The organism is Microbacterium sp. PA5 (assembly GCF_049860775.1).
In the GTDB taxonomy this organism is placed as follows: Bacteria; Actinomycetota; Actinomycetes; order Actinomycetales; family Microbacteriaceae; genus Microbacterium.
Genome location: NZ_CP187567.1, coordinates 314089 through 336191 on the forward strand (window position 1 = coordinate 314089; position 22103 = coordinate 336191).

Consider the following 22103-nt stretch of genomic DNA (forward strand, 5'->3'; position numbering starts at 1 on the left):
AGATGATCAATGCTCCGCACCGCGATGAAGGACACCGTCGATGAACGCACTCCCACCGCTTCCATTCACAGATGCTGACGTTTGCGCGAGCTTCCCTGATCTCACAATCTCGACGCCACACCTTGGGCAGGGGTCGTTCAAGGTCGCGTACAGCGCAGAGTCGGGCGCTGGCGATCTCGTCCTCAAGATCATCTATAGCTTTCCGATCACGGATGATCCGGACGAGTTCGATTTCGACCAAGTGCCGGACCGGATCGCCCGCGAGCTGTCGAGCATGAGCGCCGTCAACTCGCCGCACATCGTGAGTCTCGTGTCGGACCCTGCGGTGACTCGAATCGGCACGGCAAGTTTCCTCTGCTACGAGGAGCCGTTTTACAGCGGTGGCACTCTCGAAGATCGATTGAGAAGCGGCGCGCTCGACCGCATTGAGACCAAGGATCTTCTCGTGGCGCTCCTCCGCGCATCCAGCGCGCTGTGGGCGGCTGACAAGATCGTCCATCGTGATATCAAGCCGGGCAATGTCGCCTACGCCGACGACGGTACCCCCGTTTTACTGGACCTCGGCCTCGTGCTCTTCACCGAGATGTCCGCCCTCACTGATTCGGGCTTCATGTCACCGATGACACCCCGGTACGCTGCACCTGAACAGTTCGAGCAGCGCCGAAATGCTCAGATCGACTTCCGCACGGATCAATATCTGATCGGGCTCACCGTACTTGAGGCGGCTCGTGGACGGCATCCGTTCTTCCGGCCTGGCATCTCAACCGCGGAGTATATGCAGGCGCTACGAGACTTCAGTGCCTCGAACCTCGCTCAGGACGATCTTGATGACGATGTCCGTGAGGTTCTCGGGAGGCTCCTCTCCTACGCGATGTATGGCCGCTATCGCACCCCGGAGATTCCGCTAGAAAAGCTGGGGGTTTGACAGTGACGTTCTACGTGCAGCACGGGTATGGCAAAGGGCAGAAGATTCCGGCTGTACACGGCGACGGAAATCTTGGCGGCGTAGTCCTCAGCCCTGGGGATGAAGACCCCGCGAATCTCGGTGATACCGCTCGATACTGCCGCCAGGCTGATCTTGAGGTGCTCGTCGACCCGCAAACATACCTCTACTCGACTCAGCCCGCAGGTCGAGGGAGAAACCACCAAGCTCACGAGCTTGCCTTCGACGGGCTCTCTTGGGCGCAGGATGCTCAGTCCGTCGCGGCGCACATCGACCGCATCGGCCGACTAAACGACGCGGTGAATTCGGACGGTCTCTGGATTGCTCCGGGGCCCCTTCAGGATTCGTTCGCGGACCTCTGGACTCCGCTCTCAGTGCAGTTCGCGCGCACCGCGAGTCAGTCTTGGGGTCAGAACCGCACCATTGCGACGCTCGCCGTGGATGAGGCCGGGCTCTCAGATTGGCTGGCAATCGAGCGCTGGCTGGATGTAGCAACCGCGTTACCTGTGCGTGGCTTCTACGTGCTTGTGAGTCGTCCCTCAACCGCGTATCCCAACACACCATGGGCGCCGGCAAAGCTCGCGAACCTGCTGCGGCTCATCCACGCGTTGAGTGAGCTCAATGACTTCGATGTGACGTGGGGATACTCGGACTTCGAGGGTCTCCTGGGTTTGGCGGCTGGCGCAACCGCAATGGCGACTGGCTGGTCCTACACGCTGCGCCAGTTCAGCTCTTCGAAGTGGATGTCGCCTGCGTCGGGAGGACGCGCACCCGCCGTTCGCACAAACCTGGCTCGCCTGTGGTCGCTGCCAAGGGCCGAAACCGAAACCGCACCGCTCTTCGCCTCCAGTCTGCGTGACGCGATCTTTACGGCGGACGAGATCGCCCGATACAGCACAACCCCCTTTGACTCCCTTGGGCGCGTTGATGCTCAGATTGACCACATGAACGCGTTGGCTGCCCGTGCGTCCTGGCTGAGCTCGCAGACTGATCCCTCATCTCGTGTCGGCACCGTCGCGGGCAGTCTCGAGAGCGCCGTCGCACTCTGGGACTCGATCGCGAGCGCGGGCATGCTGCCCGATCCGAGCTATCGGAACCGCGTAGTTGCGCTCCGAGACGGCTTGCGGCTTTTCACAGATCAGGTCGCCCTGTGAGCAGTCCCAGCCTCAAGTCCTCGAATGAGGAGCTCAAGCATCCAAGCTCGATGGCTCACCCCAATCTCGACCCGTGGCGCAGGAACCGTCCACTGGATCCGACCACGGTCCTCCACCATGAGCCCAACGCCGTGACTCGTGAGGTTGCGCTCCTCGACGAGCGCGCCGACGCGCGCAGGGAGCAATACGGCCGATCGCCCAGCGCCAATTCGGTAGCCCGCGGCCTGTCTAATGGCACGCCTCCACTCTGCTAGCTTCGCCTCCACTGCGAGCGAATCTGTTATCAGTCCGCCAGCCTCTTTGAGGGCGCGTCCTGACCACCCGGCACGCTCAAGTTGGCGCGCCAAGGCGCGCGCGTGCTTGTCTGTGAGGCTGGTTCCTGCGCCGGCAAGGCTCTTGGCCGCATTCAGACTTGGCAGCCGCAAGCCACTGCGAATGAACGCGTTGAGTGATGCGACCGAAAGCGTAACCAGGACGGCGTCAGGTCTGCCAAATCCCAACTCGGGCTCACTGAGAAGGAACACGCTGCGCCCGGGGCCCGGCTTGAACATGCGCGAGAACTGACGATCGAGCGCGTCGTGCAGGGCCAGTTCGTGGGTCGGCACTCCGACTGGTGGCCGCGAGGTGGCGCCGATCGCGCCAACATCCCCAACCATCACCACTGAAGTGAGTTTAGTCGTCCCGGAAGTCGACTGCCTCGGTGTCGGTGTTGACGCCGCTGCCGATACGAGTTGCTTTCGCCGCGCGTAAGCCGGTCGTCTGCCGGCGACGCGAGTCGCCCATGCGCCGGAACGCCTCGCGAGCGCGAGATCGAGTTGCTTGACGGTGAGCGCTAATCCGCGAGTCGACCTGATTGGTCGAGAAGAATGTGCAGCACGGTCACGACTCGGCCGGCGAAGTAGTCGTACGCGTCCTCGGGCAGCTCGGCTATGTGAGTCTCGTGGTGGCGGACGCGGAACGTGTTGCCGAGATCGGTGACGGCGATCATGTCAGCGCGCACCACCTCACGTAGTGGGACCGACTCGATGTGGGCCAGTAGCGCTTCGGCACTGACCTTCTTCTGATTCCTACCAGGGATCTCGACTGTTTTGAGTCTCTCCAGCGCGCCCCATAGCGATTGAATGCCGGCGAGTCTTTCAGTTGATCGCCGAGACGCCACCAAGTGGCGTCCATCTTCGATCAGCTTGTCGAGTTCCGCGTCGCCTGTGTCAGGGTTCAGAGTTGACAGCGCTTCGCGCAGTTCCGCTGGTCCGAGGTGGCTGATCGTCAGGTTGCTCTGCATCTCGAAGGCGGCCCCGCCCCGCGCGAGAATCTCGTTCACATCATCGCGATACTTCTTCGCCCCGGCGAGCCTGTCGAAGCTCAGAGCATGGTGGCCGTAGAAGCCGTGATTGGCGCCATCCATGGGAAAGGCCACGAAACGTCCGACCAATTCCAGTAGGTCGAAGACTGTGTCGTCGGAGATATCGCCACGGTTGCGCCAGAGCGGCGTCTGAAGATTCGGAATGAGTGCCTGTGCGCGGCTTTCGAACGCGTCGACGTTCGTTGCGAAGATGTGACTCTTGTCGGGATCGGGGCAGCGCTCGGGGAATTCTGCGGCGAGCCAGTTGCCGTCCAGACGCGACGTCACCAGTGCGAGCAGACCATCTGCGGTCTCACGAGTGAGGTCCTGCAGAGCGCGCGGACTCTCCCCATTCACGCGGTCGGAGTAGAAGGCGTTGGTAGTCATGTGGCCATCATGGCGGAGATGAGTGCCGGCCTTGCTGCGGTTCCAGGCAAGACTGCGGCCAGCCGCAGCACCCCGCCGCAGAGCGCGGTTGGGAGAACTCGATGAGGAGGGACGGCAATGCAAGGTGGACCCATGGTGGCCCGGGTGATGACGGCAGCTGAGTCAGACCTTGAGCCTGCGCAGATACGCCGGCATGTCGAATGACTGAAGCGCCATGTCATAACTCGCACGCGATGGGTGCCGCGGATGGCCTCCGCCCTTCAGGGGCGCGCCGATCGATAGCCAATCGCACCCGAGGTCGTCAGTGACGTCAGCGATGCCGCGGAGCATGCCTGGGAGATAGTCCCGGGTCGTGATAAGGCCACCCCATGCTGCGACCAGAGAGACGCTCCCCAGCTCCTCTGTGATGTTCCGCAGAAGCCTCGAGATGTGCAGCTCGTTCTGAGTGCGCAGACTTGGAATCTCCACCTCGTGCATACCGGTCGGGTCCGTCGATCGCTGTGGATACAGGTTCAGCATGATCCAGCTGTCGTGTTGAGTCCTCGCCGCACGGCGCTTCACCCGTTCGACGGTGGGATCGAGCTTGTACGGGGTCGCTTTGCTGGGATTCACACCGACGCAGATCAGGGGGTTGTCGCCGCCCGTTCCCAATACGAACCGCGCCGAGTCATCGGGGTTGTGCTCGTAGTACCAGCCGTTCGCGAGGCTGAGAGCGTTGTGGTCCTTCGCCGACGTTGTCACGGTGCTGACTCTATGCGGATCCAAGAGGTGCGCTGGACTCAGGACGGCTTGCACGCTGTCCTTCGTGGACCGCAAGCCGGTCCGGGTGCGCAGCCCTGTGCCGTGCCTTCATCGCTACGCTGAATCCATGCCTGGGCCACAGCAGCTTCAATCCTTCGATGCCGATGGCGACGACATTCCGCTGATGCTCGCCCGCAGTTGGGCTGACTCGACTTTCGAGCTGCTGAGGCTGTCCAAGGAGCGACGACGACGGCATGCGAGTCTCGACTCGATGTACGAGCGCATGGATGGCGACGGGATCACGTGGGACGGGGTTCAAGAGTCCCTACGTCAGGTCTGGAGTACTGACTGCCTTCTGATCTTGAGTGCAGCCAATCTCGAGGCCTGGGTGCGCAAGCTCTACATCGCCCGGCGCCGACGAGTTCCGGAGCCGCTCGAGAACTTGAAGCGTCTACGGAACGCGATTGAGCATCTCGACGAGGCCGAGCTCGATGAAGAGTCTTGGACAGCAACCGCGCGTACCGCTGCTGCTCGCACTCGCGGCATCGGAGCTCTGCCGAATCAGTCGCTCGCCATCGGCCTGACCGGCGACGGCAAGTTGTTCGGCGTGATCACACACGACGAACTCGAACGGTTGGTGGCGGGACTTCTCGACGAACTCGCACAGGAGCTTGATGACTATGCAAGGGATTGGTTCGAGTTCGTCAATTCTGGTCGCTGAAGCTATCGCCGTGCGGGTACAGACCTGGTGGAGGAAACCAGGTCCTCATCGGTTACGGACCGCAGGATTCATGACGAATCGAGTCGCGAGCATCATCGAGCGCGCGCCGGCCGACGGCACCGCACGGATGCCGGTCCTCCAGCGAGCCGCGCTTCGACGGAGTGCGTGACTTGGCGCCTACCGGAGTGGGGCAGGTTGCAATCGTCGCCGCGGTCACACGTATCACGCTCGCTGACCGTTTACCCCGTCCGGTCTGGGGCTCGATCGAGGGGCGGCTTACGCGACAGGATGCGCCATCACATCACCGTGCGGACAACCGGGGCTCCCGCCGAATAGTTCTGATAACTGTGACTATCGCGGGTGAGAAACAAGACCCTTGAAGTGAGATGAGCCTGAGCATGAAGCGGCACCTGGCGACGGCTCGACCTGATGGTGACGCTGCTCAGGCATGCCGGTGGGCGTCGGTAGATTCGCAGGCATGAGGATCTTCGCCGCAGTCATCGCCCTTGCCGCCGCACTCGCACTGTCGGGCTGTGCGGCACCTCTGCCCGAGGACCCTGAGGAGGCCTTCATCGTGGAGCTCGGCGAGTTCGCGACCTTCGACGAGGTGTTCGACGAGCAATCCTGGGTGGAGCTGGGCTACATCGCCTGCCGTGAGTTCGATGAGATGAGCGCCGACGGCGTGGCCGCGTTCATGGAGGAGATGAAGCAGGATTCGCCGTCCGAGGACTGGGACAGCATCGAGAAGGGTTACAAGCTCGTCGTGAAGCACCTGTGCCCTGAGAACGCGTCGAAGATGCCTTGAGCGGGCAACGCGGCAGCACACACGAGAAAGCCCCGTCACTCGATCAGTGACAGGGCTACTCGCTCAGGATGCGGGTCGAACGCATGCCGCTCAGAGTCCGCGGACCGTCTTCCAGCGCTCGGCGACCTCGGGGGTCATCCAGTACCAGGTGCCGGGACGCGCCGGTGTGAAGGAGGCACCATCTTCACCGAGGAAGGGCCAGGTGTCGGTGCCGTAGTGCTTGCGGAAGTGGGGCGACAGCTTCGGGAAGATCGCCGTGACGGAGCCGGCGACGATGCCGGTGATCTCGGCGAGCTCGGCGCGGTTGTAGCGCTGCTGACCGCGCGGGTCCGTGGCGAGGACGTCCAGGATCTTCGCGAGGTGCTGGATCGTGAGGAAGTTGCTGGCGGCGAGCTTGCCGAGTTGCTCGTCGGTCCAGGCGTCGTTCTTCACTTCAACACGCTCGCTCACGTCCTTAGTGAGGACCGAGCCGCTGTTCCGGGCGCGGGCTCGGTCGGCGAGCAGCGCATAGACGGCGTCGAGATCCATGACGGGGACGGCGACATTTACGAGTTCAGGCGTGGTGGCCATTTCGATTTCCTTTGTTCGGGAAGTGCTTGTGAAACTTACAGTAACCCCACCGGATCTGGTTCGCAAGCGGTTCCCAAACATTTCTGAAACCTTCCGAGACTGGAGGGCGCTCCGTTTCGAGCTCGCGTCCGTGGGCGTCACGACGACCGTTGCGATAAGCCAGCAGTAGAGCACCCACACACGACAGAGGGGTCCCGCTGATCGCGAGAATCTCCGTCGTGTCGGCGGCGGGCTAGAACACAAAAATGGCGAGCGTCGTGGCCGAGCTGGTTCATTAGATTGATCTCATGAAGACGCCATCTAGCTTTGCGACTGTCGCAGCGGCCGCAGCGGTCCTGCTGCTCACCTCCTGCACCGCTGCCACCAGCCAGACCCCAGAAGAGACCAAGCCATCCGCGCAGGCCACCGACGCAGCGCCCCCCGTGGAGACCAGCGAGGCAGCGGCGCCCGTTGAGGCGCTTCCGTTCAATGCCGGCGGACTTCTCGGCGGCACCGCCACCCCGACCTTCGAGGCGGGCGAGCCGGGTGAGGTTTCCGTCGTGCAGGTCGGCACGATCGACGACACCGGCTTTGGCGGAACCCTGCCGTTCGCGTTCCGGAACAACACGGCAGAGGCGATCGCGCATGTCGACTGGAGCGCCACCGCCCGCGCGGATGGCTCCATCGTCGCCACCGGCAGCAGCCAGGGCACCGCGCCTTCCATCGTCCAGCCCGGTGAGGTCGGTCTGGCCTACATCTACTTCGAGGAGGCGTCCGCGATCGAGGAGGGTACCGAGTTCGAGTTCGAGGCGAGCACTTCTCCCGCCGACCCGACGCCGTACAACACTGCCCCGATGACCGTCACCGAGGCGACCCTCGTCAACGACAGCATCGTCGGCGGCGCCGACAACAAGACCGGTGAGTCGACCACCGGCCCGTACTCTGTGAGCGTCTACTGCTTCGACGGCGACACCCTCGTCGGCCACACCACCGGGTTCACCGAGCAGGACACGATCGCGGTCGACGCCACCGGCACCTTCACCGTCAGCCTCTACGACATGAAGTGCTCGACCTTCGCGGTGGGCGTCAGCGGCTACTTCGACTGATCTACTGCTGGCGCAACCGTGGCGGAGTCTCCGCCGGTGGGGAGCGCGTCGGGCTCGGTGGGTGTCTCTGAGGCAAGGAGCTGGCGGCGCTTGCCCTCCAGCCCCATGAACCGCAGTCGGGTTTCGTCGGGGCGCCCGCCGCCGACACGGTTGAGGAGGTAGTCCGGGTTGAGCCTGTCAACGAACCGCGATTCGACGAGGTCGGCGCGACGACTGCGAACAGCGAAGATCCTCGTGTTGTCGAGGGCGCGGAAGGAGTCGACCGAGAGGACCGACGAGTGCACAGGGCCGAACACCAGACGGTCGAATTGCTTGGTTCCGCTCCAATGGGAACGCACCCGTTTGCGGATGTTCCATGACTGCCCGACGTAGGCCTGCTTGTACTTGTCGAAGACCATCACGTACACGCCCTCTACACCGTCCCATTTGCGAAGGTCGTGGACCGGTTCTAGGCGCGCGGCAGTGACGGCCTCCTCGAGGTCGATGAGGAAGCGCAGCTCGTCAATCTGCGAGAAGAAGGCCATGTTGAGGTCGAAGTTGAGGAGCGCGTTTTCCCGAAGCATTTGGACGACCTCGTCTGTGTAGAAACGCTGGTCGGCGTCGATGAAATGGCGTGCTCGCTGATCCCACTGCTCTGCCGTGAAGTGCTCTGGCCGCGCGTAGATCGACGATCTCGGGTTGGGTGCCGCGTACTGATCACGCGTGAGATGCAGCCCGTACTTTCCGGCGGTGACGACCTCTCCGAAGTGAACCGGCATCTCGCATCCTCCCGCCCAGCACGCAGCGTCACTCGCTCAGCCCATCATGGCGGGGGACATCCACTTCACCCCTGAGGCAGCGGCAGTGCGGCGGTTCGTGGGGAAGCGCTCGTGCCCCGCCGGTCAGGGGCGTCGAGGCTCAGGGTCGTCGCTATGAGTGAAATTGTCCGCCTCGAGGGTGGCGTCGATGTCGACGTCGACGTCGACCTCGAAGACGTAGATCTACTTTTCACCCGGCGGGTAGCGGTCTGCCATGGGCACACGCCCGGTCGAAGAACGCAAGCGGAATCCGCGCCGCGCAACCACAGGCTCGCTCCGCGCACGGAACGCCGAAGGGTTGTCCCTAGGCTGGCGGCATGCACCGATACACAGCACCTGCAGCGCTCATCCTGTCCGTCTTCCTGCTCGCCGGCTGCAGCGCCGGCGCGACGACCGAAGGCACCAATCCCGGATCGCAGAACACGGCCCCGGGCACCACCGAAGAAGAAGTCGCGCCGGCCGAGCCGCTGGATCTGACCGGCGAGTGGAAGCAGACGAACTCGAACTCCGAGGACAGCTACCAGGCCGCCACGATCAGCGGCGATGTGATCGAGGTCAACTGGGTCAACGACGCGGAATCGAGCACGGCGATCTACTGGGTGGGGACGTACGACGCGCCCACCGAGGACGTCGCGGAGTACACGTGGGACTCCGCCAACGACACCAGCAAGACCGAGAACGCGCTCTTGGCATCCAGCGACCCGACGAAGACGTTCACCTTCAAAGACGGCGTGCTCAGCTACGAGCTCACCGCGATGGGCGTCACGATGACGGTCGAGATGAGCAAGCAGTAGAGCGCCCACAGCACGAAGAGGGCCTCCCGCTGATCGCGAGGGGCCCTCTGTCATGCCGGCGGCTGCATCAGTCCTTGACTGCGAGCTCCGCACCGGAGGTGTCTGCGACGATGACCTTCTTGAGATCCGGGAGCGGCGAGGCGGTGCCGTCGTCGAGCGGGCCGGTCACGAAGTTGTAGAAGCCCGACGCGATGCCGAGCGGCATGACCTCTTCGTGGGGCTCGGTGACGACCACGCGCAGCTCCGTCTCGGACAGCGCTTCGATGTCGTAGACGTTGCACGCCCAGCGGACCTGGTCCTCGCACGCAGCGTCGAGCGTCCGGTAGCCGAGCGACTTCGCGACGTGCTTGGCGATGACCTCTCCGACCGGGAGGTCCGAGTCGGGTTCATCTGCGGGTGCGGCGGGCTCCTCAGGTGCGACGGCCGCCGGCGTCTCGGCAGCCGGTGTCTCTGCGGGCGCCGGGTTCACGAGGTTCTGGATGCCGCCGATGATCAGCAGGACGACGACGGCCGCGGCCCATCCCCACCAGGGGATGCGCTTGTACCAGGGCTTGTTGGGCGTGGTCATAGAGGGGTCCTTCTCTTGGGGGGTGAAGGGATGAGCGGTAGGGGTCAGTGTCGGAGTGTCAGCTTTCGCAGCCGACACCGTCTCCGTCACGGTCCAGGTGGCTGCCGTAGCCGGGGTCGCCTCGACGGACGGGCGCGGCGCCCGCGGCCTTAGCGGCAGCGCAGTTCTGGTAGTACACGTACTCCTGCTCGGCCTCCTTCGTCGGCTTCGGCTTCGGCTTCTTGGCCGGCTTGGGCTCGGGAGTCGGCTCGGGCTCTTCCTCGATGGCCATGGCGGCCGCAGCGTACTCGGACTCGAGGACCGGCTCGTCGGGGCATGCGGTGAGGATGCGCGCGATGGCTTCGTACTCGGCCTTCGCGACCCACAGCGAGTAGGCGATCTTCACCGACACCTGACGGGCCACGTACGCGCAGCGGAAGTCCTTGTTCTTGGGGAGCCAGGTGGCCGCGTCGCCGTCGCCCTTCTGCGCGTTGGCGGCACCGTCCACGGCGAGCAGGTTCAGCGGGTCGTTCCCGAACGTCTCACGCTGGTGCGCGGTGAGCTGCTGAGCACCCTTCTGCCAGGCGTCCGACAGCGCCACGACGTGGTCGATCTGGACCAGCGTGGAAGTCTCCTCGCCCCGCTGGAACAGGATCAGCTCGCCGGTGAACGGGTCGTTGAGGATGCCGGCGGTCACCTTGCAGCGTCCGTCCTTGTGCACGTCGACGAGGTCACGCTCCAGGACGTCGTCACGCTGGCCGCAGCCGTTGCGGTCGATGTCCTTCCACCGCTGCCCGAACTGGTCGCGGTCGTAGCCGGTCTTCGGCGCGCGACCCTTCACCTCGAGGGTGGCCAGAGCTGCCAGCGCGGTACCCGCCTCGGCGGTCTCGGGCGTGACGGTCTCGGTCGGCTCAGGCGTGGGCGTCGTAGCGGCGGGTGTCTCTTCGTCGACGGCGGGCTCGTCGTCGGTCGCAGCCGGGTCGTCGGCGCTGGCTTCTGCGGTGGGCGCGAAGGCGACCGGTGCTTCCGCGACGGCCTGTCCTCACGCGGAAGGATGAGGTTCGCCATGCCTGCCGACAGCATCGCGACGACCACCGAGATGATCAGTGCGCGGGTGGCCGTGGCAGGGCTCTTGAAGCGCAGGAACGTCGGGGTCTTCTTGCCGAGCGAGATCCCCGCGGTGATCGCGACGCCCACCGCGAGGGTGCAGACGATCGGCGAGAGGATGAGGGTCGCAGCCAGCAGGACGAACACGAGCGCGATCCACCGCAGCGTCTTGTTGCGTTTGGTCTTGTCGGCGGTCGCTGCGGGGGCCGCAGGCGGCGGGGTCAACGATGACATGGTGATGCTCCTTGGGGGGGATGGAGAGCGCCCGCGCGGCGGCGCGCGAGAGTTCGGTGAATGACGTCGCGTGTTCGCGGCGTCGACAAGTCAGTGCGTCCTCGGGCCGGACGATCGAGACATTCTCGCCCAGACCTACGACAGCGGAGGCGCGGCGGGTCTAGGTGCGCACGGCATGACCGCTACGCGCAGCGAAGGGTGGTGCTGTAGCGCCCTCCCGTGCCGACCAGACTCCCGTTCGTTGACATCGGCGCGGCGCGTTGCCACGCTGAACCCACGTAGTGAGGACCGACCCCGGAGGACGGCATGCGGCGAACATCCAAGGACAAGTACATCGCCGGAGTCTGCGGGGGCCTGGCGCGGCAGCTGGGGCTGCCGCCGCTCGCAGTGCGCGTGGCGGCCGTGCTCATCGCCTCGGTCGCTTTACCCGTGTACATCGTCCTCTGGATCGCGGTCCCCGCGGACGACTGAGACCTTCTCATAGGTGCGCAGCAGAGCGCGCTCGAGCCACAGGTTCGGGCACAGAGACGGCCGCGAAGGATGGGTTACGCGACGACCATCCAGGTGGCCGTGCCGTCGGCGCCTACCGTCACCTCGACCTGCCACTGCGTGCCGGCGTTCCCGGTCGCGCTGCAGGTGAACGTGTCGCCCGCAGCGACGTTCGGCACTGGCGGGCAGGTGACGTCGAACGATTCGCCCGTCTCCTGAGCGGCCCACTCTGCGATCGCGTTCTCGACGAGCGCGTCGTCGATCGTGAACGTGTTGAAGGCGATCACGAGGCGGACGGCGAGGAAGACCAGCATGAGCGAGGAGACGACGAGCGCGAAGATCGACTCGCGCTTCTTCGTCGGGCGCCGGATCGCGATCCGCAGCGCGACGATCGCCAGCACGAAGGCGGCGATCACCATGGCGACGTTCACGAGGCTGACGAGGGTCATGACCATCGGGTCCAGGCCCGACAGCAGCACGGGGATCACCCCGAGCCCCAGCACCTGGATGAGGATCAGGATGAGCGACGCCTTGGCAGGCCCGTTCTTCGAGGTGAGGGGTGCCGGCGAGTACGCCGGAACGTAGGCGGGGCCGTATGCGTGGGCGGGCGGCGTCGCGTAACTGGCTGCCGGCGGCGCGTACGGCGGCTGCGGCTGAGCCGCGGGGCGTGCCGCGACAGGCTCCGGCTCAGGCGCAGGGCTCACGGTCGTCGCCCGTTCAACCTCAGCACGAGCTGCGCGCATCGCGGCGCGGGTCATGGGGGCAGGCGACTCGTCAGCTGCACTGGTGGGAGCAGCTGCGGCGGCGCGGTCAGTGCTCGTCGACGAGGGCGGCGCGGGCAGGTTCGTCCATTGCTCGCCGTCCCAGAATCGCTGGCTGCCGTCGGGGGTCGGGTACCAACCCGGTTGCACCGCCGGTGATCCGTCTGCGGACATGGGACCTCCCCGTCTCTGCCGCCTCAGATGAGAACACGCTCATCATAGGGGTGGTGCGCAGACGGGACGCGAGTTGCGCGGGAGGACTTAGAAGACGCGAATGCGGAAGCGATCCGCGGCTTTGCGGAGGTCGTCGTCGGTGACGAGGATCTGCTCGGGGGACAGGGCGATCAGGTCTCCCGCGAGCGGGTGATCCAGCCAGATGGCTCTGCACCAGGCGGCCCCGTGCTTGCTGCCGAAATGGATGCCCAGCGGCTGATTGCCGTCCTCGAGGGTGAGGGCTTTGACCGCCGCCGCAATGGCCGTCGTGACCGTTCGCTTCTCGCCCCGGAGCACGCCCGTGGTGAGGTGGGCCACGCCGAGTGACGCCAGCTCGGCACCCATCATGCCCTCGATCGCCGAGATCGAGTCAGGGTGCTCGATGTCCACGAGGCTCCCAGCGGCCGGCATGTGGATCCGGATCATCCCGCGGTCGAAGCGCCATCCGGCGGGAATCGCGCCAAGCCCCATGAAGTCCAGCTCCGACCACTCACGAGCGATGTCCTCGACGAACTCCGCCACGGTCACCCCGTGGAACGCGGCGTCCTTGGCGAGGGTGTCCGCTGCGCCGTTCGCGCGCTTGAACGGCGAGAGCACCTCGGCGTATGCGCACTCTGTCGTCTCAGCGATGTAGAAAGTCGCACCGGGGACGTCGTAACGATTCCACTGGTCGCGCGGCTCGCTCTCCTCCCGCGGTGCCGCCGACAGCGCCGGGTACTCGCGCTTGCCCACGTGGAATCCCACGACGGCGCCCGAATCGATGAGCCGCAGGCCAGTCGCACTGCAGGTGCGGGCAGCGCCGGTCACGCGCCGTGATGCCCGTCGACGAACGACTTGACGGCAGCGGCAACAGCCGTGTGCCGGTCCTCGCGGATCGCTGTCAGCGGAGTGTCCTCCTCAAGCTGAGGGTTGCCACCGATGAACCACTGCCGCGCGACATGCTCGCCGTCCGCGGCGGCAAGCAGGGTCCACTGACGATGGGCGAACGTCAGTCGACGGGAGGCGTCCGCGCGCGGCTCCGGCCCGTCTTCCTTGGCCCAGCGAATGGGAAGCTTGCGATCCTTGGAGCCGGCGAGCGTCGCCACGAGAGTCGGCCCGAGAGCGCCGTTGAGCTCACGAACGATGTCATGAATGTCCATGCGCATCGTGCGGCCGTGTGCTGCAGTGGGGGTGAGCGTCTCCATGAATCAAGGGTACCGCTCGGGTACCTGAAAAGCCACCCGAATTACACCGAGTATGGGCCTAACGCGTAGCCCGCACTTCGCAGTCCGACTCGTCCCCGGCGATGAACACCGTCTCGATCGAGGTGTCCCAGTCCCGGTAGCGACCGGACTCCTCGAGCTCGTGCTCGAGCTTCGCGATGAAGGACGTCGTCGCGCTGCCGACGTGAGGCAGGAACGGGCCGTAGTAGGTCGTCGCTGTTTCGCCGTCGTGGGAGTGCGTCGTCGCCTTCACGATCACCGCAGTCGAGGTGCGAACGGTCATGAGGCTCCCTGATCGGAATCGTCGTGGGCGAAGTGGGTGATCTTGTCTGCCGCTTCGAGGATCGCGTCCATGTCGTCGTCGTCGACGTCGGAGCCGTAGATCTGCTTGTCGCGCAGCGGATAGCGGTCGGTCATGGGCACACGATACAAGAGCGCCCCAGGTCCGAACGCCCTGGTCTATGAGCGCAGCGGGTGGCGAGGCTCCACGCCATCACGGATCAGCTCCCGGACGCTCTCTGCGTGGTCGCTCGCGCGGCGCGGGTGGTGCGATGTCGGGAGCATCTGGCCGACGGTGCTTCCGCACCTGGAGCAGGCGTGCGACTCTCGGGCATACCGGCTCGCGTAGCTGCGGGTGTGCCCGCACTGGGCGCAGCGCCACGTCCCGCACGCGGGGCAGGCGGGAGTCACGACAGTGGGCGCGGTGAGGGTGATCATGGTGCAGCTCCTTGAGTGCTCAGGTGGGGGCGGGATGAATGCTCAGCGGCAGTGCCGGCGCAAACTACGGATCGTCCGGGATGCGGCGTAGCGTGGCGACGTCGATCACAGCGGGGAGGTGCTCGGGGATGGTCGCGGAATGGCATCCGTTCCTCAGTGCAGAGGAACCAGAGCCGGGGGTCTGGACGCTCACTGCCCAGTACGACAGCGAGCCGTATGGCCGCGTCGAGATCCGGCGCACGGAGCAGGGGGTGCGCTACAAGGTGGAGCTGTACGGCCAGGTGATCGGGTGGGCGACGACGCTTCGAGTCGCGCTCGACCAGGTGCACGGGAGGTATCTGCGGACGCTCGGACCAGGGGGAGCAGCGAAAGCTGACTGGGGTGAGCCGCGGTGGAGGTGAATAAGGCGGTCGATGTGCGTGTTCACCGCTCGGAATTGGACGGGTCAGGGCTGATGTACCGTTTCTGCGCGAAATCGCCGGTACGCAGGTTTTGCCCGGTCAGCTCAGGAAAAGAGGCGCATGAGGGGGAGGTGCGTACCGTTTTTGATTTCACGAAACGGTACGCCTTCAGCCCGCTCGGTGCAGGGCTTTTGCCTGGTAAATGGTTGTTTCTCTATAGAGAGATTCAAGAATGTACCGTTTGTACCGTTTTCCTGCGCACTCCGCACACGCACGCATGCGCACACGTGCATGTGTAGAGGTTGTCGACGTCCGGCGGTACAAACGGTACGCACACCCCTTTGCCAAGGTCAGGCGGCAAATCCGCTGAACTATCGCCGGTACGCGAAGCGGTACGCACCTCTGGCCGAGCTCCGAAGATGCACCGCAAAATGCCCTTTGACCTGGCGGTTTGCTGCACCCGCGAGGTACTTCGGGCGTACCGAGAAAACCGGTACGCCCGATGCATCTATCGCTCGAGACCGGTGGAGGCGTGGCGTGACACCTCATCGGAGGCCAGCCGATCGAGCCTGGTGTCACGCAACTCAGGGAAGCGGCGATGCCTGTCGATGACAGACTCCGCGTGCTCGACACCAGCACGCCGCCGGCGCCCCTCAGGGGAGGGGTCAGGGCTCAGGACACCCCGGAGGACATCGGCGAGCTCACGCGAAGCCTCAGCGGCGTTGGCCCCATCTGCTGAGCGCTCACCCTGGTGGGCGAAGCGAGCCTCGACGAAGTCGTCGTAGACCGACCCGGGGTGCTGCGGTGCGAGACGCGCGACGTCGAGGTCCCAGCCGGCACTCTTGGCCAGCTGCAGAAAGAACACCGTCTGACCGCGGGTGTAAATGGCCCGCCGGCGCGCTCGAGCGCGGTTGCGTGTTCTGGCCTACCGTGATCTCTGTGACGCCTAGGGACTCTGCTTCCGACCGCGAGGAGCGAGAGCGGCTTGCTGTCGACACGATGGCGAGCTGGGCGTTGGACGGACTCAACCCGCCGCCGGGATTCGCCGACGAGATCCGCGAGTGGGTTGACGGTCGCGTGACGATCGACGAGTGGATCGAACGGACCCGTCGCATCGCGGCTGCTGACTAGGACTCCCGCGTCGCGCCTCGCTGGGAAGCATCGACTCCGATGGAGTGACGTACTTTCCGGGTCGCGGGCTCCCCGTCCCCATCGAAGTGACCGATCCTGGTCATGCTCTAATCGGCGAAGTCGGCCGATAAATGAGCTCTTTGCGAAAAATTACTCTGACCTGGATTTTTTAGCTCGTTGGATCGTGCGTAGCCTGAGTGTCGTCGAAGGGAAAACTATGACGACAGAGACACTCATGGGGCGCGCGGAAGGGCAACAGGCGCTCGATCCCAACGCGCTCGCGCGACTCGGGAGAGCCATCGAGCGACTAGGCGGTGATACCGCGTACGTCATGGAATCGATCACTGAGTTCATCGAAGCGCTCGACCCGGTCGAACGGGACGCTACGCCCCCGCACTTGAAGGACTGGCTGATCGAGTCGGGCTCTATGACCGAGGAGCGGTTTGAAGCAGCGGTCGCGGAAGTCGAGCGGGGCGCGCTGAAGGTTATGGAGCTGCGGTCGTTTCTGAAGTTCGTCTCTGACACTCTCACCCTCGACGAGGCGGCCGGCGTGCTCGACATCACCGAGGATGAAGCGCGCCAAGCGGTGGCGGATCGCACCCTCCACGCGTTCGAGATCAATGGTCGACTCCGCTTCCCACAATGGCAGTTCGACATCAGGGAGCCTGACCACCGGTTACGCGGACTCACCGACATCGTCCGCAGCATCCCGAAGGACCGGGACTGGCTAAGCGTCCAAGGAATCATGACCTTGCCGCATGAAGACCTGAACACGGAGGGTCGTCAGACCGCTGTCGAATGGCTCCGTAACGGAGGGGACGTTGCCCGCATTCGCAGGCTCGTTAGACGGGAGTACCGCGGATGACTCCAATTCCCGAAGACCCCGAGCCGCATGACCAACCAATCCCGATCCCATCCAGCCGCCACACCGAACCGTCAATTTTGCGTGTCACCAAGACGGGACTTCATGCAGTGCCAGTGAAGCCGCCACGTCTTGAGCGGGAGATCGAAGGCTGGCTGGAATCTCATCCCGACATACTTCGCGAGAAGCTCTTGATCATCGGGCGTCAATTGCGAACCGGATCTGGCGTCATCGACCTCTTGGCGATGGACGAGGCGGGCAACCTTCACGTCATCGAGGTGAAGCGCGAGTGTGCGGTGGAGGGCGCGGTAGCCCAGGTGGTGACATACGCGAGTTGGGTTGCGAACCTCACGTTGGACGACATCATTGCGTTCTACATGGCGTACTCGGGTCGCCAGCTCGCCGTCGCATTCTGGAAGCGCTTCGGACACAAGCTGCCCGCACGGATCAACGAACGTCAAATCCTCACCATAGTCGCCGGCTCGTTTGCCCCGAAAGCTGCGACGGCTGTCGAGTACTTTCGGCAGCACCGGCTGACCTTCCGGCTGATACAGCTCACCGAGTACGACACTCAGGGCGCCGCGTACATATCCACGAGCGAGTGGATAACCCGCTCGCCGTCTACGCCCAACGACGGCCTCGCGGACGGCGCTTTGGTATCCGATGCCATTGGTAGCGCCACTTCCACGATGCTCACAGAGCTTCATCTGCGCACGGCGGAGCTGCGTAGTGCGATCGATGCGCTACGCCGCCCCGCCCCGCTCCCGCTCCAGGAAATGGACAAGCCAGATTGGGTCCACGCGGACACGTACTGCTTCGCCGTTCTCTACCTCCCGCGGTTCATCTGGTCGTTCGTGCCATCCTCGCTGCTGTGGGCCCTCTACAGGCGGTGGATTCGGGAGGAAGCCGCGTTGGGTGTCCAGCGGTACCAGAGGGAGGATGCGCATAAGGCGCTTGCTGAAGCCGTGGCGGCGGTGGGGGGCTGGGAGAAGCGTCAACTAAGTATGAAGGCGGCCGATCCCTTGATGGCCGCGGACGAACCACTCGCGAAGCTCGTGGAATGGGAGAGCCCGCTCCGCAAAGTCAACGCGGTCGGATATCGAAGGATGGCCGCGAAGTGACGTAGGAACTCCATCCACGGACACGCCCTCGGCGCAGCAGCAGCTGCGACCGGGGGTTTCTTCTTTTTGGGTACCGGGCGCGCGGTCATCGACTACGACTCGACGCTGCCGAAGGCTTGGATGCAAGACAGGCGCAGCGGATGCGCGTCGTTCGGACCTGTGATCGTGATGGCGTCCTTGGGTGGCCGCCGTCGGCAGGCGAGGTTCTCCCCGATGAGTACGTGGGTGCGCTGAATGGAGATAGGCTTCGAGGTCTCGGTGCCGCCTGCAGCCGACGGAGCCATGACTGGGTCAAAGCCGTCCCCGGTGCTCCGCCCCGGCGGCATGGTCGCGCTGGCGCTCGAGTTCGATCTAGCGACCTCACTCGAGATCCCGGATCCGATGGTACGAGAGCGGCTGCCTACGACTTCCGAACTGCACGTCAAGGGGGCGAACGCTTCAGGCAGTTCCGAAGTCAATGAGGTGACAGGCCGAGCGGTGACTGGGGTGGAGTGGGACGAGCAGCGAAGGGACAGCGCCACCGGGACGGAGGCGGGACGAGGCTCTGCAGCTTGGCGCATGACAGGAGAGTGCTTCGCGCGCGCTTGGTTCTGAAGCGTCACCGAGACTGCGCTTCGATGCGACACGGAGGTCGATCTCCGCAGCTGTCACGGTGGTGTCCTGGTCGCTCCACAGTCGCGACCGATCGGGTGAAAGAAGTACCCCTCAGCGCCGCTTGCAGCGGCTGTCGCGGGACCGTCTGGTCACGGCGTCTCTGTGAGCCACCGCGCCCATCCGATGAGGTGTGAGCGCGTATCCCAGAGGTCGAAGCGATGCTCCGACCTGCGCTGCAGCTGAGGCGAAAGCGACCGTGTGCCCACGGCCGCGTCGGGGCTGTCGACAGAGGCCGCAAGCGCCCTCTGCATCGCTTCGCTCAAGGCTGTCGACTAGACGCCGGGGGCGTCTAAGTTCTGTCGACAGCCGAGACGGCAACAGCCCCGACTTTCCAACGATTTCTGTTGTCACTGTCGACAGCCCACTCCTCCGCAGGCTCCGAAATGGTCTGTCGACAGATGGTCTGTCGACAACAGAAACCGCTGATGCGGCAGCAGAATATGACCTCGATCCGGCGCTGAAGCTTCGGATGCGAGGGAGAGAGAGAAAGAGCATAAGGGGAGGTGACGCCGGGCTACGTTTCTCCACTCGCTGCGCTCGGTCGAAACTTGCCCGGCGGTCGGCATAGCCGACACCTCTTCGGAAGCCCTTGAGACTGTCGCTGCGCTCGGTCTCCGGTCTTCCTCACCCTCACCGCTGAGGCGGTTCGGGCCCTGACTTCGGAGCTGTCGCTCCTTGCCCTCTGACGCCCCACTGGGGCGTCCTCGGGTGCTCCCACCGTTGCCTCATCTGCGCGTTGCTCCGATGCGTCAGGCGGCGGCTGACCACGTCCTTCGCGGACGTGGAGGAAGGGCGCGGCGGTGCCGCAGGTCCGCCCACGCGTCGTGAGAAACTTCCGAGGGCGGGCGGAACCTGCAAGAAGTGTCGGTGCTTGTGCGTAGCGTGGTGGAACCAACTGAAGAACGTGAGTGTTGTCGCGAAGACGGCTAGCTCGGCGTGGAGACGCTCCCACGCCACGCCCCTTGTCGGGCGTAACGGGCACAACGATGGGCAGTAGACCCGCCGGAAGCACTCCTCAATCGAGGAGACCTCCATGTCCGTCGCTACCGCCACACGTCCGTCCCAGATGTCAGCATCGTTGGAGTCTGGCACCCCACTGCTTGACTCACTCGTTTCCCCCAGAGTCCTCGCCGAACGACTTGGTACAACAGAGCGGAACCTCAGCGAGTGGCGCATCACCGGCCGCGGACCGAAGTTCATCCGAGTGGGCAAGAGCGTCCTCTACCGGCCGGCAGCGATCGACGAGTGGCTGCTGGCGCAGGAGCACCGCTCCACGGCTGAAGAGGTGCGCTGATGGGCACCGTGACCGCATACACGACCAAGACCAAGGGGCGGCAGTACGAGGTCTGGTACCGGAAGCCCGACGGCAGTCGCGGCCACGAACGGGGTTTCAAGCGCAAGCGCGATGCCGAGGCGCGCCTGGCAGATGTCGAGGTAGCGAAGCTCAAGGGCGGTTACATCGACCGCGCGGATGCCAGCGCGACGATCGCAGAGCTCGGCGAGGATTGGCTCGCCCGACACGAGCTGAAGACAACCGCCAGCTCGCATCACTCCGTCGACAGCGCCTGGCGGGTTCATGTCAAGCCCCGGTGGGGGCACTACGCGGTCGGCGCGATCACGAAGCGCGAGGTGGAGGCATGGCTGCTCGAATTGGGGAAGCGGCGATCGCACACGACCGTGGCGAGAGCTCGCGATCTTCTAGCCGGCATCTTCGACGATGCGATCGAAGACAACCGTGTCTTGAAGAACCCGGCGCGCGGGCACACCATCAAGAAGAAACCCCTCCCCGACGAAGTGTTTCTGAGTCACGCCCAGGTTGACGCTCTGGCCCGTGCGTCGCGGTACGCGGACCTGATCTGCTTCCTCGCCTACACGGGCCTGAGGTGGGGCGAGGTAATCGCTCTCCGCGTGCGCAACGTGGACCTGGATCGGCGTCGCATCGTCATCCGCGAGAGCGTGACGGAGGTCAACGGCAAGCATGTCCTCGGCAGTGTGAAGTCGCACGAGCGTCGTGTGGTCGCTTACCCGGACTTCCTCGACTCCGCTGTCGCGCTGGCGTGCGCGCGAAAGAGGCCCGACGACAGGCTGTGGTGCGGTGACGATGGTGGCTACTTGCGTCCCGGCAACAGCCGAGATGGCTGGTTTGCCAGCGCCGTCAAGCGGGCGATGGCGGACGACCAGTCGTTCCGCCGAGTCACGCCGCATGACCTTCGCCACACGGCCGCGTCACTGGCGATCAGCGCCGGCGCGAACGTCAAAGTGATTCAGCGGATGCTGGGGCACAAGTCGGCGAAGGTCACGCTCGATACTTACGCGGCGCTGTTTCCGGACGACCTGGATAATGTGACGGCAGCGCTCGGGAGACAACGCGCCACGCACGTCGAACGCTGAGACGCAGCAGACGCCTACACGCAGTGCCCCGATTGATTCTGTTGATTCCTTATTTGTTGCTTCTGTTGTCTGCGGGAGCTCTAGCGGTCACTGCGGGAGCAGTGCGTTCGTTACAGCGTGCCGTCGGCTCGACGATCGCCGCGCTTTACTTCACTCGTCGAGGCCGCGGCCCGGCGAACCCGGCGACTGCTGAGGTCGTTTGTGCTTGCGATGTCCCGCGCAGACGATTGAGTGGACACGTGGTGCACCGTGGTGCAGGTCGACCTGATTGAACGCGTGAACAAACGTGAAGATGGTGGCGGGAACTGGCGGAAAGTCAAGGATTCTCCTCCACCGTCTTCCCCCGCATTGGCGTGCAAATGGGTTCAAATCCCACCGTCACCGCCACGAGAACCCCTGCTGAGGCAGGGGTTTTCGCTTTGTGGCCGTGTGCGGCGCGCGGGCGTGTGCCGTCGCATGGCCGACTACCCCGCCGCGACGCGCTCCAGCACGGCGATGGCTGCGAGGAGCGCAGCGCGATCGGCTCCGGGGGCGCCTCCCAGCCGTTCTGTGAGCCAGTGGTCGTCCCGCCGTCGAGATTCGTGAATCCGCTCCGCCCCGGCGGGGGTGAGCGCGACGCGCACGCGGCGGCCGTCGTCGTCGTCCCGGCGGCGCTCGATCAGCCCTGCACTCGCGAGGACGTTGAGGGTGCGGTTGAGCGACGGCGGCGCGACGCGCTCCTGAGCCGCCAGCTCGCTGGGGGAGGAGTCGCCCGCCTCGAGGCGCAGGAGGACGGAGAGCGCGCAGTTCGTCAGCCCGATGTCGGCAAGGCGGGCCCGGGCGAGGCCCTGCACGCGCAGTCGCAGCACATCCGTATCGGTGGACGCGGAGATCATGCCTGCCACCGTAACGGCGATGGCGCATGTATACAATCATCAGTCGCCCGAAACGGGAT

25 protein-coding genes and 1 pseudogene are annotated in these 22103 nt (G+C 64.7%); 13 read left to right on the forward strand and 13 right to left on the reverse strand.

The window, feature by feature from the left end:
• Window positions 1-40: 40 nt before the first annotated feature.
• On the forward strand, window positions 41-925 hold the full coding sequence (locus ACPWUT_RS01425) for a protein kinase domain-containing protein (protein WP_425839866.1): 885 nt from the start codon (window positions 41-43) through the stop codon (window positions 923-925).
• Window positions 926-927: 2 nt separating this feature from the next.
• Window positions 928-2097 carry a hypothetical protein gene (locus tag ACPWUT_RS01430; protein ID WP_425839869.1) on the forward strand — a complete coding sequence of 390 codons (1170 nt, stop codon included), beginning with the start codon at window positions 928-930 and terminating at the stop codon, window positions 2095-2097.
• 832 nt (window positions 2098-2929) lie between these two features.
• On the opposite strand, the gene ACPWUT_RS01435 is transcribed toward ACPWUT_RS01430, so the two are convergent.
• Together ACPWUT_RS01435 and ACPWUT_RS01440 are read right to left on the reverse strand one after the other, a co-directional pair.
• Entirely contained in the window at window positions 2930-3826 is an 897-nt protein-coding gene (locus tag ACPWUT_RS01435; protein WP_425839872.1) for a hypothetical protein, read from the reverse strand.
• 162 nt (window positions 3827-3988) lie between these two features.
• The gene (locus ACPWUT_RS01440; RefSeq protein WP_425839875.1) at window positions 3989-4567 is read right to left on the reverse strand and encodes a DUF1643 domain-containing protein; all 579 of its coding nucleotides are present in this window, start codon (window positions 4565-4567) and stop codon (window positions 3989-3991) included.
• 64 nt (window positions 4568-4631) lie between these two features.
• On the opposite strand from ACPWUT_RS01440, the gene ACPWUT_RS01445 reads away from it, so the two are divergent.
• On the forward strand, window positions 4632-5288 hold the full coding sequence (locus ACPWUT_RS01445; RefSeq protein ID WP_425839878.1) for a hypothetical protein: 657 nt from the start codon (window positions 4632-4634) through the stop codon (window positions 5286-5288).
• Between the two features lie 478 nt (window positions 5289-5766).
• Window positions 5767-6093 carry a hypothetical protein gene (locus tag ACPWUT_RS01450; protein ID WP_425839881.1) on the forward strand — a complete coding sequence of 109 codons (327 nt, stop codon included), beginning with the start codon at window positions 5767-5769 and terminating at the stop codon, window positions 6091-6093.
• Window positions 6094-6183: 90 nt separating this feature from the next.
• Here the strand turns inward: ACPWUT_RS01450 and ACPWUT_RS01455 are convergent, their stop codons facing one another.
• Window positions 6184-6663, reverse strand: coding sequence for a hypothetical protein (locus ACPWUT_RS01455; protein ID WP_425839884.1), 480 nt, complete (start codon window positions 6661-6663; stop codon window positions 6184-6186).
• Between the two features lie 287 nt (window positions 6664-6950).
• Between ACPWUT_RS01455 and ACPWUT_RS01460 the strand changes: the two genes are divergently transcribed.
• Window positions 6951-7748 (forward strand): hypothetical protein, encoded by a 798-nt coding sequence (locus tag ACPWUT_RS01460; RefSeq protein ID WP_425839887.1) that lies wholly within the window; start codon window positions 6951-6953, stop codon window positions 7746-7748.
• Here ACPWUT_RS01460 and ACPWUT_RS01465 read toward each other — a convergent pair.
• Entirely contained in the window at window positions 7736-8506 is a 771-nt protein-coding gene (locus tag ACPWUT_RS01465; protein ID WP_425839890.1) for a hypothetical protein, read from the reverse strand. The genes ACPWUT_RS01460 and ACPWUT_RS01465 overlap by 13 nt on opposite strands.
• A gap of 356 nt (window positions 8507-8862) precedes the next feature.
• On the opposite strand from ACPWUT_RS01465, the gene ACPWUT_RS01470 reads away from it, so the two are divergent.
• Entirely contained in the window at window positions 8863-9339 is a 477-nt protein-coding gene (locus ACPWUT_RS01470) for a hypothetical protein (RefSeq protein ID WP_425839893.1), read from the forward strand.
• Window positions 9340-9406: 67 nt separating this feature from the next.
• Here the strand turns inward: ACPWUT_RS01470 and ACPWUT_RS01475 are convergent, their stop codons facing one another.
• Both ACPWUT_RS01475 and ACPWUT_RS01480 read right to left on the reverse strand, forming a co-directional pair.
• On the reverse strand, window positions 9407-9907 hold the full coding sequence (locus ACPWUT_RS01475; protein WP_425839896.1) for a hypothetical protein: 501 nt from the start codon (window positions 9905-9907) through the stop codon (window positions 9407-9409).
• 58 nt (window positions 9908-9965) lie between these two features.
• Window positions 9966-10727 (reverse strand): GmrSD restriction endonuclease domain-containing protein, encoded by a 762-nt coding sequence (locus ACPWUT_RS01480; RefSeq protein WP_425839899.1) that lies wholly within the window; start codon window positions 10725-10727, stop codon window positions 9966-9968.
• A 225-nt stretch (window positions 10728-10952) separates the two neighbouring features.
• Here ACPWUT_RS01480 and ACPWUT_RS01485 point away from each other — a divergent pair, with 225 nt between their 5' ends.
• A complete protein-coding gene (locus ACPWUT_RS01485; RefSeq protein ID WP_425839902.1) occupies window positions 10953-11291 on the forward strand; it encodes a hypothetical protein in 339 nt (112 codons plus the stop codon).
• A 242-nt stretch (window positions 11292-11533) separates the two neighbouring features.
• On the forward strand, window positions 11534-11698 hold the full coding sequence (locus ACPWUT_RS01490) for a PspC domain-containing protein (protein ID WP_425839904.1): 165 nt from the start codon (window positions 11534-11536) through the stop codon (window positions 11696-11698).
• A gap of 74 nt (window positions 11699-11772) precedes the next feature.
• Here ACPWUT_RS01490 and ACPWUT_RS01495 read toward each other — a convergent pair whose 3' ends face one another.
• From ACPWUT_RS01495 to ACPWUT_RS01520, 6 genes and pseudogenes are all read right to left on the reverse strand, one after another.
• On the reverse strand, window positions 11773-12420 hold the full coding sequence (locus tag ACPWUT_RS01495) for a DUF4333 domain-containing protein (protein WP_425842330.1): 648 nt from the start codon (window positions 12418-12420) through the stop codon (window positions 11773-11775).
• A gap of 129 nt (window positions 12421-12549) precedes the next feature.
• Window positions 12550-12651, reverse strand: a pseudogene (locus tag ACPWUT_RS01500) (DUF2510 domain-containing protein); the annotation flags it as partial.
• Window positions 12652-12738: 87 nt separating this feature from the next.
• The gene (locus ACPWUT_RS01505) at window positions 12739-13497 is read right to left on the reverse strand and encodes a hypothetical protein (protein WP_425839907.1); all 759 of its coding nucleotides are present in this window, start codon (window positions 13495-13497) and stop codon (window positions 12739-12741) included.
• Window positions 13494-13874, reverse strand: coding sequence for a hypothetical protein (locus ACPWUT_RS01510; protein WP_425839910.1), 381 nt, complete (start codon window positions 13872-13874; stop codon window positions 13494-13496). The genes ACPWUT_RS01505 and ACPWUT_RS01510 overlap by 4 nt, the downstream gene beginning before the upstream one ends.
• 58 nt (window positions 13875-13932) lie before the next feature.
• The gene (locus tag ACPWUT_RS01515) at window positions 13933-14175 is read right to left on the reverse strand and encodes a hypothetical protein (protein ID WP_425839912.1); all 243 of its coding nucleotides are present in this window, start codon (window positions 14173-14175) and stop codon (window positions 13933-13935) included.
• Complete coding sequence (locus ACPWUT_RS01520) at window positions 14172-14309, reverse strand: hypothetical protein (RefSeq protein ID WP_425839915.1); 138 nt, start codon at window positions 14307-14309, stop codon at window positions 14172-14174. Before ACPWUT_RS01520 ends, ACPWUT_RS01515 begins: the two co-directional genes overlap by 4 nt.
• Before the next feature lie 428 nt (window positions 14310-14737).
• On the opposite strand from ACPWUT_RS01520, the gene ACPWUT_RS01525 reads away from it, so the two are divergent.
• The 5 genes from ACPWUT_RS01525 (at window position 14738) to ACPWUT_RS01545 (ending at window position 21169) form a co-directional block, all read left to right on the forward strand.
• Window positions 14738-15010, forward strand: a complete 273-nt coding sequence (locus ACPWUT_RS01525) for a hypothetical protein (protein WP_425839918.1) — start codon at window positions 14738-14740, stop codon at window positions 15008-15010.
• Between the two features lie 939 nt (window positions 15011-15949).
• The gene (locus tag ACPWUT_RS01530) at window positions 15950-16141 is read left to right on the forward strand and encodes an antitoxin VbhA family protein (protein WP_425839921.1); all 192 of its coding nucleotides are present in this window, start codon (window positions 15950-15952) and stop codon (window positions 16139-16141) included.
• A 217-nt stretch (window positions 16142-16358) separates the two neighbouring features.
• Window positions 16359-17006 (forward strand): hypothetical protein, encoded by a 648-nt coding sequence (locus ACPWUT_RS01535; protein ID WP_425839924.1) that lies wholly within the window; start codon window positions 16359-16361, stop codon window positions 17004-17006.
• 113 nt (window positions 17007-17119) lie between these two features.
• A complete protein-coding gene (locus ACPWUT_RS01540) occupies window positions 17120-18124 on the forward strand; it encodes an endonuclease NucS domain-containing protein (protein ID WP_425839927.1) in 1005 nt (334 codons plus the stop codon).
• Window positions 18125-20071: 1947 nt separating this feature from the next.
• A complete protein-coding gene (locus tag ACPWUT_RS01545) occupies window positions 20072-21169 on the forward strand; it encodes a tyrosine-type recombinase/integrase (protein WP_425839930.1) in 1098 nt (365 codons plus the stop codon).
• A gap of 464 nt (window positions 21170-21633) precedes the next feature.
• Here ACPWUT_RS01545 and ACPWUT_RS01550 read toward each other — a convergent pair whose 3' ends face one another.
• The gene (locus ACPWUT_RS01550; RefSeq protein WP_425839933.1) at window positions 21634-22044 is read right to left on the reverse strand and encodes a MarR family transcriptional regulator; all 411 of its coding nucleotides are present in this window, start codon (window positions 22042-22044) and stop codon (window positions 21634-21636) included.
• Window positions 22045-22103: the final 59 nt, after the last annotated feature.